This is a genomic window from uncultured Vagococcus sp. (assembly GCF_963518325.1).
Classification (GTDB): Bacteria; Bacillota; Bacilli; order Lactobacillales; family Vagococcaceae; genus Vagococcus_D.
Genome location: NZ_CAUQJB010000014.1, coordinates 31521 through 46920 on the forward strand (window position 1 = coordinate 31521; position 15400 = coordinate 46920).

At 40.1% G+C, this 15400-nt stretch carries 15 protein-coding genes; 12 read left to right on the plus strand and 3 right to left on the minus strand.

Annotation, left to right across the window (positions count from 1 at the left end; all coding sequences use genetic code 11):
* The first annotated feature begins 11 nt into the window (after positions 1 to 11).
* Genes RWN13_RS12625 through RWN13_RS12640 form a run of 4 tightly spaced genes read left to right on the plus strand, consistent with a single transcriptional unit; the run spans position 12 to position 3481 of the window.
* The gene (locus RWN13_RS12625; protein WP_314064091.1) at positions 12 to 719 is read left to right on the plus strand and encodes a hypothetical protein; all 708 of its coding nucleotides are present in this window, start codon (positions 12 to 14) and stop codon (positions 717 to 719) included.
* Positions 720 to 750: 31 nt separating this feature from the next.
* Entirely contained in the window at positions 751 to 1548 is a 798-nt protein-coding gene (locus RWN13_RS12630; protein WP_314064092.1) for a hypothetical protein, read from the plus strand.
* Between the two features lie 23 nt (positions 1549 to 1571).
* A complete protein-coding gene (locus tag RWN13_RS12635; RefSeq protein ID WP_314064095.1) occupies positions 1572 to 2339 on the plus strand; it encodes a glucosaminidase domain-containing protein in 768 nt (255 codons plus the stop codon).
* A gap of 23 nt (positions 2340 to 2362) precedes the next feature.
* Complete coding sequence (locus RWN13_RS12640; protein WP_314064098.1) at positions 2363 to 3481, plus strand: hypothetical protein; 1119 nt, start codon at positions 2363 to 2365, stop codon at positions 3479 to 3481.
* An 85-nt stretch (positions 3482 to 3566) separates the two neighbouring features.
* Here RWN13_RS12640 and RWN13_RS12645 read toward each other — a convergent pair whose 3' ends face one another.
* Positions 3567 to 4385 (minus strand): hypothetical protein, encoded by an 819-nt coding sequence (locus tag RWN13_RS12645; RefSeq protein ID WP_314064100.1) that lies wholly within the window; start codon positions 4383 to 4385, stop codon positions 3567 to 3569.
* Between the two features lie 390 nt (positions 4386 to 4775).
* Between RWN13_RS12645 and RWN13_RS12650 the strand changes: the two genes are divergently transcribed.
* The 3 genes from RWN13_RS12650 to RWN13_RS12660 all read left to right on the plus strand — a co-directional run bounded on the left by RWN13_RS12650 (position 4776) and on the right by RWN13_RS12660 (position 9014).
* Entirely contained in the window at positions 4776 to 5684 is a 909-nt protein-coding gene (locus tag RWN13_RS12650; protein ID WP_399553666.1) for an AAA family ATPase, read from the plus strand.
* Between the two features lie 2 nt (positions 5685 to 5686).
* Positions 5687 to 6757: a DUF58 domain-containing protein gene (locus tag RWN13_RS12655; protein WP_314064104.1), complete on the plus strand. Its 1071-nt coding sequence runs from the start codon at positions 5687 to 5689 to the stop codon at positions 6755 to 6757.
* A 64-nt stretch (positions 6758 to 6821) separates the two neighbouring features.
* Positions 6822 to 9014: a transglutaminaseTgpA domain-containing protein gene (locus tag RWN13_RS12660; protein ID WP_314064107.1), complete on the plus strand. Its 2193-nt coding sequence runs from the start codon at positions 6822 to 6824 to the stop codon at positions 9012 to 9014.
* Positions 9015 to 9041: 27 nt separating this feature from the next.
* Here RWN13_RS12660 and RWN13_RS12665 read toward each other — a convergent pair whose 3' ends face one another.
* The gene (locus RWN13_RS12665; RefSeq protein ID WP_314064110.1) at positions 9042 to 9578 is read right to left on the minus strand and encodes a DUF308 domain-containing protein; all 537 of its coding nucleotides are present in this window, start codon (positions 9576 to 9578) and stop codon (positions 9042 to 9044) included.
* Between the two features lie 220 nt (positions 9579 to 9798).
* On the opposite strand from RWN13_RS12665, the gene racE reads away from it, so the two are divergent.
* From racE to RWN13_RS12690, 5 genes are all read left to right on the plus strand, one after another.
* The gene (gene racE / locus RWN13_RS12670) at positions 9799 to 10620 is read left to right on the plus strand and encodes a glutamate racemase (RefSeq protein WP_314064112.1); all 822 of its coding nucleotides are present in this window, start codon (positions 9799 to 9801) and stop codon (positions 10618 to 10620) included.
* Between the two features lie 31 nt (positions 10621 to 10651).
* Complete coding sequence (gene rph / locus RWN13_RS12675; protein ID WP_314064114.1) at positions 10652 to 11998, plus strand: ribonuclease PH; 1347 nt, start codon at positions 10652 to 10654, stop codon at positions 11996 to 11998.
* Position 11999: 1 nt separating this feature from the next.
* On the plus strand, positions 12000 to 12512 hold the full coding sequence (locus tag RWN13_RS12680) for a metallophosphoesterase (protein ID WP_314064117.1): 513 nt from the start codon (positions 12000 to 12002) through the stop codon (positions 12510 to 12512).
* Positions 12513 to 12631: 119 nt separating this feature from the next.
* Positions 12632 to 13120 carry a cyclic-di-AMP-binding protein CbpB gene (gene cbpB, locus RWN13_RS12685; RefSeq protein WP_314064118.1) on the plus strand — a complete coding sequence of 163 codons (489 nt, stop codon included), beginning with the start codon at positions 12632 to 12634 and terminating at the stop codon, positions 13118 to 13120.
* A 103-nt stretch (positions 13121 to 13223) separates the two neighbouring features.
* Positions 13224 to 14369 carry an N-acetyldiaminopimelate deacetylase gene (locus tag RWN13_RS12690; protein ID WP_314064120.1) on the plus strand — a complete coding sequence of 382 codons (1146 nt, stop codon included), beginning with the start codon at positions 13224 to 13226 and terminating at the stop codon, positions 14367 to 14369.
* A 22-nt stretch (positions 14370 to 14391) separates the two neighbouring features.
* On the opposite strand, the gene RWN13_RS12695 is transcribed toward RWN13_RS12690, so the two are convergent.
* The gene (locus RWN13_RS12695; RefSeq protein ID WP_314064123.1) at positions 14392 to 15300 is read right to left on the minus strand and encodes a mechanosensitive ion channel family protein; all 909 of its coding nucleotides are present in this window, start codon (positions 15298 to 15300) and stop codon (positions 14392 to 14394) included.
* Between the last annotated feature and the right edge of the window lie 100 nt (positions 15301 to 15400).

A 15400-nucleotide genomic window follows, 5' to 3' on the forward strand; every position in this document is an offset into this window, starting at 1 on the left:
AGGAGAAAGACATGACATTTTCAATCGTTACAATTGTATTAATTGTCTTTATAATTGTGTTATCAATTTATCTGATACGCGAATATCTTGTATACATAGACTACTTCACGATTGAACCGCCAAAGGATCGGAAAGAGTTAAAGGCATTAAATCAACGTCGCCAAATTCAAAAGCACAAAGTCTCGAATGTGGCGGTGTTTGTTTTGATTGCTTTTGTGATAGTGGTGTCGTTTATCTTATTCAACTTAATGTCAGTCAAGAATGATACGAACACGATTAAAGAGCAAATCTCCATCGAAAAAAAAAAAGATAGTAGCACATCCATATCTAAGGATGATGAATTAAAGAAATACAAGGGAGATTCATGGGATATCAGTCAATTTTCTTGGGAAAATGTGCTGAAAAATGAATCGGGGACACAGCTTGACTATGAAATTGCGCTTTCTAAAAAATTAATGCCGTATATTGGCGAAAATAATGTTACAATAATTAGGGGAACTTCATTAACGCTATCAATTTTTGCTGTTGGTTTAACAATTGAGCAATTTACTAAAGCTCAGGAGAATTTGCCTTCGTTAATAGCAGATTTAAATAAAGTTCCACAGATATCAATTGTTGATTTTACTTTTACTTATTATAATGATAAGGGAGAGTATCAGAAAGTAAGTCAGTTGTATTATCAAGAAGATGGCGTTTTGAAAGATGCGATCAAAAAATAAAAATGTTGAAATTTAGGGGAGTAGATTTACTATGGAAAATATTCAAGAATTACAAGCAGAATTAGAGCAGGTTAAATTGGAACTGGAAAGTGAAAAATTTAAAAATTCTTATTCTGAAGAACTGTTAAGCAAAACAATTAGCGAAAATGAAGATTGGGAACAAAAGTTTTCTGACAAAGAAAAAGAAGTGAGTCAGCTTAAAACGGCTCAGCAAGCACCAGTGGATAACTCACAAGCTGAACGTTTAGCGGCTGAAGTGGCAGAAAAAGAAGTGGCCATTATGCAAAAAGAACAGACCATTGCTGAAAAAGAGCGTGCTTTATTAGCGAAAGAACGTGAAGTTAGTGAGAAAAATTCTAAAATTGCGGAATTAGAACAAATCGTAAACAATATTCCAGTGGGTGAAAGTGCTGTTAATTCTGATTTATCAGATGAACTTTCTTTGGCTAAAATGAAAATTAACAGCTTGGAAACTGAGTTAAGCCAATTGTCAGTCTCTTCATCACAAGAAGATTTGGTTCAAAGTAAGAAAAAAATCAATGAATTAATGTTGGCCAATCAACAATTACGTGAAGAGTCAGCTCGATCACAACAAGGCATTGGCGAAGTGATGCTAGTTGCTAAACAACAAGCTGCGCGCATGATTGCTGACGCTGAGGAAAGTATCACAGTCAATATTGAAACAGCAAGACAAGAGTTATTCGATATCGGCAATAAAGCTAATACGATTTCAGATGAGATTAAATCATCCCAAGACAGTGTCAATGGATTGTATAAAGAACTACTTGAACGATTATCTAAAATGTCTGAAATTGATTTCAAAATTTAATTAAAATCAGGAGGCGTTCTACTGTGGGAATTAAGAAACTAGTTAACTATGTTATTTCTCTATTAGCTTTTATCTTATGTTTTGGTGTCGCAGTAGGACCCGTTATGGCTGAGGAAACCAAGGACGATGAAGCTCTTGGTTTAATCAAGGCGATTGGAGACAAGGCGTCAGAAGTGGCTGAGAAAAATGATTTATACGCATCAGTCATGATTGCCCAAGCGCTCTTAGCCTCGGATTTTGGCAGAGGGCAACTCTGTCAGCCGTCAGTCAACAATTTATTTTCAATAAAGGGTAGATTTCAAGATGAGTTTGTGAAATGGTCAGATAATCAAATTAACGACTATGCAGAAGTATTTACTGAATATCGCAAATACCCTTCCTATGAAGATTCTATTAATGATTACGTGGGCTTAATCAAGGACGGGATTGCAACGGCTCCCGAGTTTTATGCCGGCGCATGGAATAGTAAGACGATTAATTATCGATCGGCTACAGCTTTTTTAACCAGTCGATACGCGGAAGACCTACAGTATGCGCAAAATTTAAACGTGATCATTGAATTGTACAATTTGACTGATTTTGATGCTGGGAAAAAAGATTTTAAAGCAGAAAATGTAAAGAAAAATTTGGTGTTTGAAAAGTTAAACCTTAAGGATACCTATGTAGTGAAGGAAAATGAAACGATAACTGATATTGCCAAAAAACACAATATCAGTGTAGCTCATTTGATTGAATTAAATCAATTCTCTCAAAGTGTGGTTGTTGTTGGCCAAGAGCTAGTGGTAAATTAATTTGTAAAAGTAGGTGGATAGGGTTGTTCGAACTATTAAAGAAACTAAAGAATAGCAATTATTATTACTATGCTGACTTTGATGAAGAAGAGTTGTCTGATTCCGTAGATGAATCATCAGTAAAAGAAACCGATAGAAGGCCAGTGAAAGCAAAGAAAAAAACTGAGGTTAGATCGACAAAGGGGAAAGAGACGAAAGTTACACCAATCACCCCATCGGTCACAAAACTGACACCGATTAAACCGACAAAAGCGCCGGCAAAATTGCCATCAGGAACGGCAGTCAGGGAAGAGTCAGTTGAAGAAGAGCTAAATAATCGAGTGGATGCCTTAAAAACTCAGGTTGAATTATTGAAAAAAAGTAAAACCAAAGAGAGTGAGCTACTCAAGGCTCAATTTATTGAATTGCGACGAGAAAAAGAAGCGATTGAACTTCAACGAGAAATTGATCGTAAGCAAATTCAATATTACCAGAACATGGAAGCGGCAAATGAGTTATTACAAAAACAGCTCACGGTTGAATCTGAAAAAGTTAGCCAGCTTCATGGTAAACTACAGGGAAATACTGACGAGTCAAAACGGATTGCGGAACTAGAGGTTGAGTTAGAGCGGACGAAAACACAGTTGTTAAAGCACATCAAAAATGACACACCTGATGGCAATGTGAAGGTTACTGATGAGAGTCTAGAGATTGCTCGCTTAGAAGAAGAACTTGAAGTCGCGACGACTAAGTTAGATTATTATGTTGATTATAACGAGCAGTTGGAAGTTCAGGTTGCTCAACAAGTTGAAGAAGCTAAGAAGCATGCCGAACAGCTTGCCAAGGCTCAGAAATCTAATGTGACCCTTCAGCCACAAGCTGAACAGGTGACACCCAATCTGAATAATAAAGTCGTTGAGAAAGAGAAAGTTGTCAAAAATGAAGATCAAAGCGTAGTTAAACTTGGGTCCATCGAGAGGTTTGATCGAGAAGCAGTAAGTGAAGAGCCTGAAACAGTGACTGAGAAATCTGTTATGCCTCAACCTAAGACAGACTTTAGCGATAATCTTAAAGCACTTTACCGTGATTTGGCGGAGACGAAAAAAGAAGCTCATTTGCTTTTTGATGAAGTGATGACAGTCGTCAATCATAAAGCGGAATAATTGAAAAAAAATAATTAACAGTCATCTTGGACTGTTTTTTATTTTGTCAAAAAAAGCAGACCGAGGACTCGATCTGCTTGCTAAGCTATGTTAATGGGTTATGTAAAACCTTATGGAAGTGACGGCGGAAGCTTTCGCTAAGGTCATCTATATTATTAGTATATTGACGGCTTAATTTAACTGCGGACAGATCGTCTGCTTCTTCAATGAACTTGAAAAAATCCCGTTCAGCTTTGAGGAACCAACGAATTTTTCCTCGTAATTCCTCATGATCAGGGTTATTACCAAAAAAGAGATTTAAGCGAGTAGCTAATTCAATAATGACACCTTGCTGGCGATCGTAAAGGCCTTTACTTGTAGCATAGTTATCTCGATCATTTTGGTAACGCTGTAAAATCATTGGTGAATAAGCATCGATGGCGATTGTTTCCAAATCGTAGCCACGATCGATAGCACGATTTTCTGAGTCTGTTAAAATTTTATGGCCGGCATAAAGACTGGCTAAGGTTTGTGATAAGCTAGTGGTTGCTGTAATGTAATCAGCTACCAATTTGCGAACATCGGTGACCCATTCAATTTGTGCTTGAGCTTTTAATGAGGCTGATAATTGGTTGTTTGTCAGTTGTTCATTTTGTTTAAGTAATTCTGTTTGTAAATGAGTTTGACTGCTATTGAGAGTTTCCTGTTTGGCTAATTGCTGCTTGTTAAGTTCCCTTTGGGCATCAATCGTTTTATCGCTCAATTCTGTTAATTGTTCAAGATTTTTAGCCGAGATTTTTTTTATGACAAGATAACTTAGACCAACAGCGATGACTACACCAATTATCGCAATAATCGTTGTGAAGATAATGGAATTCCAAAACGCGGTTTCAGTCATATTAAAATCGTCGATGACGTACTTCATTCATACTCCTCCTAGTGATAAGGTTTTTTGGTTCGAGTTATTTTAAACAAACCATCAAACCAGACTTTTTTGACAGGCCAATTAAATCAGTAATAGTCAATTGGCTAGACTTCCTTTATTATACCTTTACCAGCAGTAAAATGAAACAGGCGATAGTCTTTCCTAGTGGATTATTTTCTCTAAAGGGAAATGCTTTTCATTTTTTAGTAAAAGAACGTTAAATTAGTTTAAAAAAAGAGACTCCTGATTGATGTTTGAGGGAGTTATCTATAGAATAGAGAGTAAGTAAAAAATGATGGTGCACAAAATGTTTTAGATATAGCGAATGAAGGAGGTTGTTTATTGGATAAGTTAAGTATAGGGGAAGCCAAAATAAAAATTGATCAATTAATGACAGAGATTGAAAAAGTAATCGTTGGAAAACGCCAAGTAATTCAGCTAGCCGTGACGGCATTACTGGCAGAAGGGCATGTACTATTTGAAGATATTCCCGGTGTTGGTAAAACGATGTTTGCAAAAACATTGGGAAAAAGCATTCAGTGTCAAGTGAACCGGGTTCAGTTTACGCCGGACTTATTGCCATCAGATATTGTAGGAATCTCTATTTTTGATAAAAATACTCAGGAGTTTGAGTTTAAACCAGGTCCCATCTTCACAGACATATTATTAGCCGATGAAATTAACCGCACAACGCCTCGTAGCCAAGCGGCTTTGCTAGAAGCGATGTCAGAGCAACAACTGACAATGGACGGGCGAACCTATCCCTTAAGCCCCTTATTCTTCGTTTTAGCCACTCAGAACCCGACGGATTATGAAGGAACCTATCCCTTACCAGAAGCCCAGCTAGATCGATTTTTATTCCGGTTAAGCATAGGATATCCGACTCATCAGCAAGAGATTGCTTTAGTATCCGGTGAGAACCCTCAAGCGAGGTTATCTCAAACTGAAGGGGTAATGAGTATTCAAGAAGTGCTAGCTTTAAGAGAATTAGTCAAATCAGTTTATGTGGATCTCCGTCTTTATGAGTACGCTATTTCCTTGGTGAGAGAAAGTCGCACCCATGGAAATGTCAGAGTAGGTATCAGTCCTCGAGGCTCTTTAGCCTTTGTTCAAGCAGCGAAAGCCTATGCCGTAACGGATGGTCGGGATTATTGTGTACCAGATGATTTTAAACGAGTGTTGGAGCCAGTTTTTGGGCATCGATTGCTATTAAAGCACGCTAGTAATCGCGATCACAGTGAACGCCAACAAGTCTTGAAAGATATTCAGGAAGCTGTGACTGTTCCTGTTGGTAAATAGGGATGAGAGGAAAATGGTCGTTCATCTCTATTTGCAATAATTTATTTTGGCTGCTGATACTTTGCGGACTTATGTTGTTTGCCATTACCTTTAATATTAGAGTTGGTTGGTTTCTCTTGTATTTCTTTCTGCTGGTTTTTCTGTGTTCAATGGTGTCAATAAGAGGGCGTTTTGGGAGTTATCAGACAGATATCGAGCCTTTGATTCGTCTGGAACTGGGAGAGCAGGAGATCTCGTTTAAGCTAAGAGCAAAACATCACAGACGGTTAGTGATCCCCTCTCGCTTGACAGGAACACTTGACCTAAGCGAGGACCAATTTGCATTAAGTTGGACAAAAAGTGAGGATCAGCGGTTGTTAATCGTGACGGCTCAGATCGACGAAGCAATTGAGCGGGGCTTGCACCAACCAGTTGCTGCCAGATTTGTTAGCAAAGATCTGTTTAACTTATTTCGCAAGACCCATTCCTTTCCTTTAGTAACCTTTATTATGGTTATGCCGAAAAGGCTGGTAGCAGAGGGTCATGAGATGATGGCTATTTTGAGCCAGCAAAAGCTTTTACCCTTAGCAGCAACCTTTATTAAAAGTCAAGATGTGAAAGGATTACGTGATTATCGAGAAGGTGACCAGTTAAACCAAATTGATTGGAAATTATCAGCAAAGCGGGATCATTTAGTAGTAAAAGAGTTTGAAAGTGATCCTCAAGACGAGCTGATCTTTCTTTTTTATGGGAATGATGGTCATTATTATGAAAAGATGCTGGCTTTATTTTACACGATGGAAATGTCTGAAAGCGGGCAGTTAGGCTCGCCAGACTTTCTAATGTATGACCAGCCTAAGGAATCCTTTGAGCTGGCAACGGAACTCCTTTATACAGGATGCCAACCTCATCATATGGAAAAAGAACTGGTTCGAGGTGTTCGTCAAGTTAATCTCAATAAGAAGCGTTTGATTATCTTAACAGCTCGTTATTCGAGAGACATCATTGGCTTAGGGGAAGAGTTGTCAGAAAAAAATGATGTGGTTGTTTTTTATTATAGCCGTCAAGGTCATCTACAATACGAAGGGTTTTAATGAATAGAGGCTTATTTTTAGGAAAATAAGCTTGTGTGGAAATATGACTGTGAGGAGGAAACGGATGGTTAAAATGGGCTTAAAACAAATAATCACGGGACTCTTAACCGTTAGCTTAATAGGGAGTGGAATTAGCCCGTTTGTCGAAGCCAATCAGCTGGGAACGCCCTTTTGGCTAATCATTTACTTGATTGTGATCAGTGGTATTGCCTTGCTCAATTTCAAGTGGTTTATCGAATTACCTCTTCAATTGAGTTGTCTTTTATTTACGTGTCATCGCTATTTTCCAATGAATCAAGCCTTTTCTTTTAGCTGGACTAAAACTTTTTTACAGACAGTTTTGGCGTATCTTGATCCAGTTCAACGTGCAGAATTCAGGTTTCTACCTGGCAATATTGCCTTAGTTTTTATAGGGCTATTTATGTTGATGTTAGTCAAACTCATCATTAGTTATGAACTTTGGATGTTGCCCTTTTTGGCTGTTCTCTCTTATTTGTTAATATTGACGGTCTTTAACGGGACCGATCATTTCCCCCAGATTATCGGCTTACTGGTAACAGCTTTTATCTTAAGTGGCTGGCTGGCAGGAGAAGGTAAGCCACTTTGGCTGTCTCAAGGGATAGGAGGAGTAGCATTAATCAGCTGCCTGATCTTAGCCTGGCAATTGCCAATCTGGTTGCCTCAGATTCATCAAGAAATTCAAATGAAAAGCCAGCCTTTTAGAGCATCCTTTCGATCACACCCTTTTTACCGTATGATTGAGTTCGCTCGTGGGAATGGTCAATCAGCAACGACGGGGTTTAGTGAAAATGATAGTATTCTTGGTGGATCAGTTATTCCAAATAATGAAGTTGTTTTTTTAGCAAGACAAAAAAATCCTCATTACTGGAAAGTTGAAAATAAGGATCGTTACAGTGGTCGTGGCTGGGAAAGTAGCGATGAAACACGGGAAGTGATGAATCAGGAAAGACTGGTAGTTGATGAGGGACACAGCCGTTATCAAGAAAGTGGCCAGCCAATCGAATTGACATTGCCAAATCCATTGCGTTATATTCCCAAACCTCAAGGGATGATAGCTTGGTCATTGCCTCCTACATATCGCGACAATCAGGCCTTAGAATACAGTGAGGAAGGCAGTCGCTTCTATGTTAATTTAAGCGGTGATTATCCAGCTGAAAGTGTCATCACTTATGACTATTTTCCCCCAGAGTATTCGATTGCGGATTTAGAGGGAGCATCCATTGCTGATGAACCGGAGACCAATGCCCGTTATCTTCAACTACCAGATAAGCTACCTGAAAGAGTCCGGGAGCTGGCCCATCAGATTACTGCCAACCAGTCAACTGGGTATGAAAAAGTTAAAGCACTCGAAAGCTATTTAAAAAATTCAGCAGATTTTCGATATTCTTTAGAAGAGGCTGAGATGGTTCCCGACAATCGGGATTATGTGGACTTTTTTCTTTTTGATTCAAAAATCGGTTACTGTGAGCATTTCTCCAGTTCCATGGTAGTATTAGCTCGCAGTTTGGGGATCCCGGCTCGCTGGGCGAAAGGGTTTAGTGAAGGAAAAGTCAGTCAAACTCACGAAGATGGAACTAAGAGTTACCGCATATCAAATGAGAATGCCCATGCCTGGCCAGAAATCTACTTTGAGGGAATCGGATGGGTGCCATTCGAACCAACCAAGAGTTTTATCAGCTCGGAACAAGTGGCGTTAGCGGCGACAAATCAGCCCCAGCCAGAGGTATCGATCAGTTCGGCAGCTCCTGTTCCTTCAAGTGAATCGAGCAGTACCAGTACTAATTCTTCAACTACCAGCCAAATAGACCAAACCAAGACGACAGATCAACGCCAGAAAAATAAAGGCCAATCTAAGTATGTGGGCCTTTGGTTATTTGGGATAGGTGGAAGTTTGGTGGTTATTGGTCTCATCTTTAGACGCCGGTTACAGTTAGAATGGTGGCTCTTGAAGGTGACCTATTTTCCTAATAGCTTTGTGAAATCATATGAAGGGCTGTTGAGCTTATTGGAACCGATACACAGACGTCATGAATCGGAAACAATTCGGCAATATCAGGAAAAAATCGCTCAGAAGCAACCGGAACTTGGTGAGGTGTTTAAAGAGGCATCAGCAATCTATGAAGAGCAGGTTTATGGCAAGAATCTCAAGGCCAGTCAGATGAAGGAGTCGGAGCAACGTTTATTATTGTCATTTGGCCCACTTCTTCTTAACAAAAAAACAGGAACGACTGATTAATCAGTCGTTCCTGTTTTATTCTATTGATCAGTTGACTCGTTTTTGAAAGAAAAAGTGAACCAGTTCTGTGATTCCCATAAAGACTAAGATCCCACCAAAGAGTCTAAACACGATTAGAACGGTTTTGAATGGATTGAAGATTAACAAAATCCCGGCAGCTACGAGTAAGCCACAATAAACGTAGATGCTGATGCGATAGCGAGGGTTCACTTCTTTGATTCCACTGGCATTGCTAAGTTGCATTAACCCGTTTAAGACGATTAGAATGCCTAACATAACTGGCAAGAAGCTAACGATTGCCTTGGCAAAGATCAACACAATAAGGGCGAAAAGCAATAGCATGACCCCGGTAATAAATTCGTAGCCAAAGAGCGATTCATTTTTACTCTCGCGAATTGCTTGATAAAGATTAATTAGACCAAGGACTGCCAGGTAACCGGCGATAATGTAAATGACGCTTTTAAAGACCAGATGTGGGTTCATTAAAATTAAAATTCCAAAGGCTAAATAAAAAATGGTTCGTAAAACAGTAAACTTTTCTAATTGATTGACAACGTTTCTCATAAATAACCCCTCCATTTCAGTGGTTTTCCATCTTAATTTTATAGCAAAAGGTCAAGGATAGCTACTAATAAGACTAGTAAGAGGTAAAATAATTAATTTAATGGTCAAAACCCTGAAAGTGTAGGGAATTTTTAAAGCTTTATCAAAAGACTTGATAACTTGGGCAAAAAAAGGGAAAATAGAGAGGTATGGGAAAATATAGAAATAGAGGTTTTGCGGAATGACGAATAGACAAGCTATTGGCTTTATCGATTCTGGAGTTGGCGGTTTAACTGTCGTTAAAGAAGCCCTTAAACAATTGCCTAATGAAAAAGTGATTTATCTTGGTGATACGGCCCGTTGCCCTTATGGTCCTAGGCCAGTTGAGCAGGTCGTTGAGTTTACTTGGCAAATGACCTCCTTTTTAATGAAAAAAAATATAAAAATGCTTGTTATAGCTTGTAATACAGCAACAGCTGTGGCCCTAGATGAGATCAAACAGGCGTTACCGATTCCGGTGGTAGGGGTAATCTTACCTGGCAGTCGGGCAGCCTTAAAAAAGACATTAGGTCAATCGATTGGTGTCATTGGCACTCAAGTGACCGTTTCCAGTCAGGCTTATTCTAAGGCGATTTTAACAAAATCCCCACATAGTCATGTGATTGAGCTGGCCTGTCCGAAATTTGTTCCAATTGTTGAGAGTAAAGAATACCATTCTCCGATTGCCAAGATGGTTGTGGCTGAGACGTTGAAGCCCTTTAAAAAAAGTGGCATCGATACCTTGATTTTAGGCTGCACCCATTATCCCTTATTGGCTCCCTTGATTTATAATTATTTAGGGAAAGAAGTTGAATTGATTGATTCGGGTGCAGAAACAGTCGGCGAAGTTAGTATGTTATTGGATTATTTCGAGATCGCGGCTCCACCAACTGAATTACCTTTAGGTCATGAATTTTATGCCACTGGCTCAGTTAGCCTTTTTCGTGATATTAGTGAAGATTGGTTAGGTCTTGATAACATGGTAATTGAAAAAGTAAACTTGGGAAATGATAGTAAAAAATAGACCTGCGATGGCAGAGCGAGGGAGTTAATCAGTGAGACATGACAATCGAGAAAATCAAGAATTGAGAGCAATAAAAATAGAAACCAATGTGTTAAAACATCCGGAGGGATCTGTGTTAGTCAGCTTTGGTGATACCAAAGTGATTTGTGCGGCAACATTTGAAGATAAAGTTCCACCTTTTTTGCGGGGGGAAGGAACAGGGTGGGTGACAGCTGAGTACAGCATGTTGCCACGAGCCACTAATACCCGCAATATTCGTGAAAGCGCCAAGGGGAAAATTTCTGGCAGAACGATGGAAATTCAGCGATTAATTGGTCGCTCTCTACGTGCCGTTGTAGATTTGGAACTATTGGGTGAGCGTTCCTTAATTGTCGATTGTGACGTTATTCAGGCAGATGGGGGGACTCGGACAGCGAGTATTACTGGAGCTTTTGTGGCATTGAAGTTAGCCGTTAATAAGCTGTTAAAAGAGAAGCTTTTAACGGTGGATCCGATCAAAGAACATTTAGCCGCTGTTAGCGTCGGTATTTTGCCAACGGGTGAGGCTGTTTTGGACTTAGATTATGTGGAGGATTTTGCTGCCCATGTTGACATGAATTTGGTGATGACAGAGTCTGGTCGCTTTGTGGAAATTCAAGGTACTGGAGAAGAAGCTACTTTTTCCCATGAAGAATTATCAGAATTGCTGCGTTTGGGAGATTTAGGTATTAAAGAACTGATTGATCAGCAAAAGAGTGCGTTGACAGAAGAGACAAAAGCATTGCCAGTCTCTGACAAAACAATTTTAATAGCGACTCGTAACCCGGGAAAGGCAAGAGAGTTTGAAGCCTTATTTAAGGCGAAGGGGTATCAAATCAAAACCTTGCTTGATTTCCCTGAAATCCCTGATGTGGAAGAGACTGGGACCACCTTTGAAGCAAATGCTCGATTAAAGGCTGAAACGATTGCTAAGCAGTTTAATTGTCTGGTACTCGCAGATGACTCAGGCTTGATCGTTGATGCGTTAAACGGGCAACCAGGGGTCTATTCGGCCCGTTTTGCAGGGGCAGGCAAAAGTGATGGCGCAAATAATGCGAAATTACTCCATGAGCTGACAGATGTGCCAGCGGATAAACGAACTGCCCGTTTCCACTGCACCTTAGTTTTAGCCAAACCTGATCAAGAGAGCTTGGTGGTAACAGGTGAAATCGAAGGACGGATTTTAACGATTCCTCGCGGGGATAATGGTTTTGGCTATGACCCGTTGTTTTATGTGCCGGCTAAGAATCAGAGCATGGCCGAGTTAAGTGAGCAGGAAAAAAATAACATTAGCCACCGGGCCCTTGCCATTAAGGTTTTAGGACAAGAGTGGGATAAATGGTTAGAGAGCGAGGCATAGGATGAAATATCTAGTGGTCAGTGACAATCATGGTGATCGTCAGTCTTTGGTTGAGTTAGTGGAGGCTTATCGGGGGAAGGTCGATGGCATGTTTCATTGTGGCGATTCTGAGTTAGAACCGACAGATGAATTGTGGCAAGAGTTTTTGGTGGTAACAGGTAATTGTGATTATTACCCAGAATACAAAAAAGAGCAGGTTGTGAGTATTGGAGAGGATAAGATCTTGATGCTGCACGGTCATTTGGCCAACGTTCGTTCTTCTTTAAGTCAGCTCCTTTATCGGGCAGAAGAAGTCGGGGCTAATATTGCACTTTTTGGGCACACCCATGAGCTGGGAGTGGACCTTTTTGATGGTGTGCTAGCCTTGAATCCAGGCAGCATACGTCTTCCTAGAGGCCGCTACCAGATTAAAACGTATGCAATCATTGAAAGTACTGAAAGTCATTATGATGTCCAGTACTACGATGATCAGCAGCGCCCCATAAGTGACTTACAGTTTACTTTCGCAAAATGATTTGAAAGAACCCTTAATAATTGCTAAATAGTTCTGAAGAAATTGTGAATTTGCTGATTTTCGGCAAATTTTTAGGTAAACTATAGGTAGTTCTTAAAAGAAGATAGGAGGCACTCCAGATGATTGGGAATGCTGTAAAAACATTACTACTAAAAAATGAAGATAGTTTTTTGATTCCAGATGAAAAAGTCGCTCATGTGATGGATACTAATCCACTGAATCATGCGCTGTTAGTGTTAACGAAAGTCAAGTACACGAGAATTCCGGTATTAAACCGCGAAGGTGAATTTGTCGGCTTGATTGGCTTGTCGGATATTGTCAATGCTATGTTTGATTTAACGGAGATTGACCCGGATAATTTGACTGATCTATGTGTCAGGGATGTGATGGATACGGAGATCGATACCATTACACAACCTTATGATATTGAGTATATATTGCATTTATCAGTAGATAGTCCCTTTATTCCTGTAGTTGATAGCAATAATCACTTTGCGGGGATTGTTACGCGCAAGGAAATTTTGAAGTCAGTTAACCACTTGGTTCATACATTGGAAAATGAGTACACACTGACAGAGAAAGAACAACCGGAACGAAAGATCGGATAAAGGCAATAACAGGAAGTAGCTGGGCATTTGTCCGGCTACTTCCTGTATTTTGCTAGTAGAGAGAATCATCCGGAGTGTTTTGCCGGACATAAGGGGGAAGACTATGGGCTACTCTGAAGCCGAATTGGTTCAAATAAGAAGAGAGTTACACCAACTACCAGAAATTGGGTTGGAAGAAGTTGAAACGCACCGCTATCTTTTAGAAAAAATTAGGTCCTTGCCCCAAGAAAAAGTAACTATTTCAACCTGGCGAACGGGAATCATCGTGAAAGTCAAAGGACGCATCGGGAAAAGAGCTTTAGGTTGGCGGACGGATATAGACGGTTTGCCTATTACAGAGGAGACTGGTTTGCCTTTTGCTTCTCAAAACAAGGGGAAAATGCACGCTTGTGGCCATGACTGCCATATGGCGATTGCGTTAGGCCTCTTAGCCAAGTTGATTGAAGCTGATTTTGCCGATGATTGTTATCTAATCTTCCAACCGGCTGAAGAAAATGAAGCCGGCGGTAAGCTGATGTATGAGTCAGGGGCCTTTAACGAAATCAACTTGACTGAGCTATATGCGTTACACATTCAGCCAAGCTTACCTGTTGGCATGATTGCCACTAAGGTTGGGACCTTTTGTGCAGGGGATTGTGAGTTTCGCCTAAGGTTTAAAGGCAAGGGGGGACACGGAGCTTACCCTCATCTGTCAAATGACATGATTATTGCTGCCACTCAGTTTATCCAACAACTTCAGACAATTGTCAGTCGAAACGTGGATCCTTTAGCTGGAGCGGTTGTGACCGTGGCTAGTTTTCATGCAGGTGAAGCAACCAATGTTATTCCGGAAGTTGCGGTGGTAGCAGGTTCGATTCGTTCCCTTAATCAAGCAGTCAATCAATTAACCCAGCAGCGCTTGACTGAGATGGCGGAGGGAATTGCTCGATCATTTCAATGTGAAGTTGAGGTAGAATTGGATCAAAAAGGTTATTTACCAGTTATTAATAATAAGGAAACAACGGATAAGCTCATTCGATTTGCTAAGGAAAGTCCGGATGTTGTGTTTGAGGAAGCTGAAACAGCCATGGTTGCTGAGGATTTTGGTTATTTATTAAGTAAGTTTCCAGGGACCATGTTTTCTTTGGGGGTTGATTCGCCATATGAGCTGCATCACAATCGAATGAACCCAGATGAACGAGCTCTGGCGATTGGGGTGGAATTTGTTTTTCAATACTTTAGCCACTTGCAACAAACAAAAGCGGTCTGATTTCACTCAGGCCGCTTTTGTTTTATTTTGATAATGTTAATGGGGATTCTGGTAAGACGATGCCCTCTGCGGTAACCGCCTTGATATAGGCGGCTAGAAAGAGAGATTGGATTCGAAATTGATCGCCGTTCTTAACATACATTACAATCCTAATGGCCAGGTTCCCTTGCCCCAAGTCAGCCACACCCAGATTAGTTGGTCCGCTTTTGATTTCGGGATAATTGGGCACCATATCAGCATTGACTTGATCAACAATCGCATTAATTTTTTCTAAGTCTTGTTCTGGTTTGACCCGCAGTTCGATTAAAGCTCGCATATTTTCTCGTGATAAATTGCTGACAATCGAAATATTTCGATTGGGAACAAAATGGAGAGTCCCATTAAAGCTCTTTATTTGAGTTGTTCTTAAGCCGATGACAACAACTGTTCCTTCAATGTCATCAATCATCACATGATCGCCCACATCGATTTGTCTCTCTAAAATAATGAAAAAGCCAGTTAGCAAATCATTAATAAAGCCTTGAGCCCCGAGACCAATTGCAATCCCAGCAATTCCGGCACCTGCAATTAATGAGCCCACGGGCACGCCGAGAATTGTTAACAAGGTGTAAAGCAAAATAAAGTAGAGTAAGTACTGAAAACCATTGCTAGTTAGTTTATAGAGGGTTTCAACGCGATTTTCACTGTAAGCATCTTTAATTTTATAGTTATTGAAGCCTTGTCTAATGAGCCGCATCCCGACTTTTTTGACGATCATCACAATTAAGAATGTCAGCAGTAAGAGTACTCCTTTGGAAATAAAGGCAGCCAATAAATCGTCCCAGTTAATACCGTTCCAATACTTGGCAAAGGCATTGACCTTTTTTGTAGCTTCTTGAATAATTGGGCTTTCGGTGGACTCCATGGTGGCAGTTAAATAAAATAAGTTCATTGTTCCAACTACTTTCTTGTTTGTCTTGTCGCTCTCTATTGTATCAGAATAATGACGACCATTGAAATATTTTAAGAAACCTTATTTTATATTTGAGAAA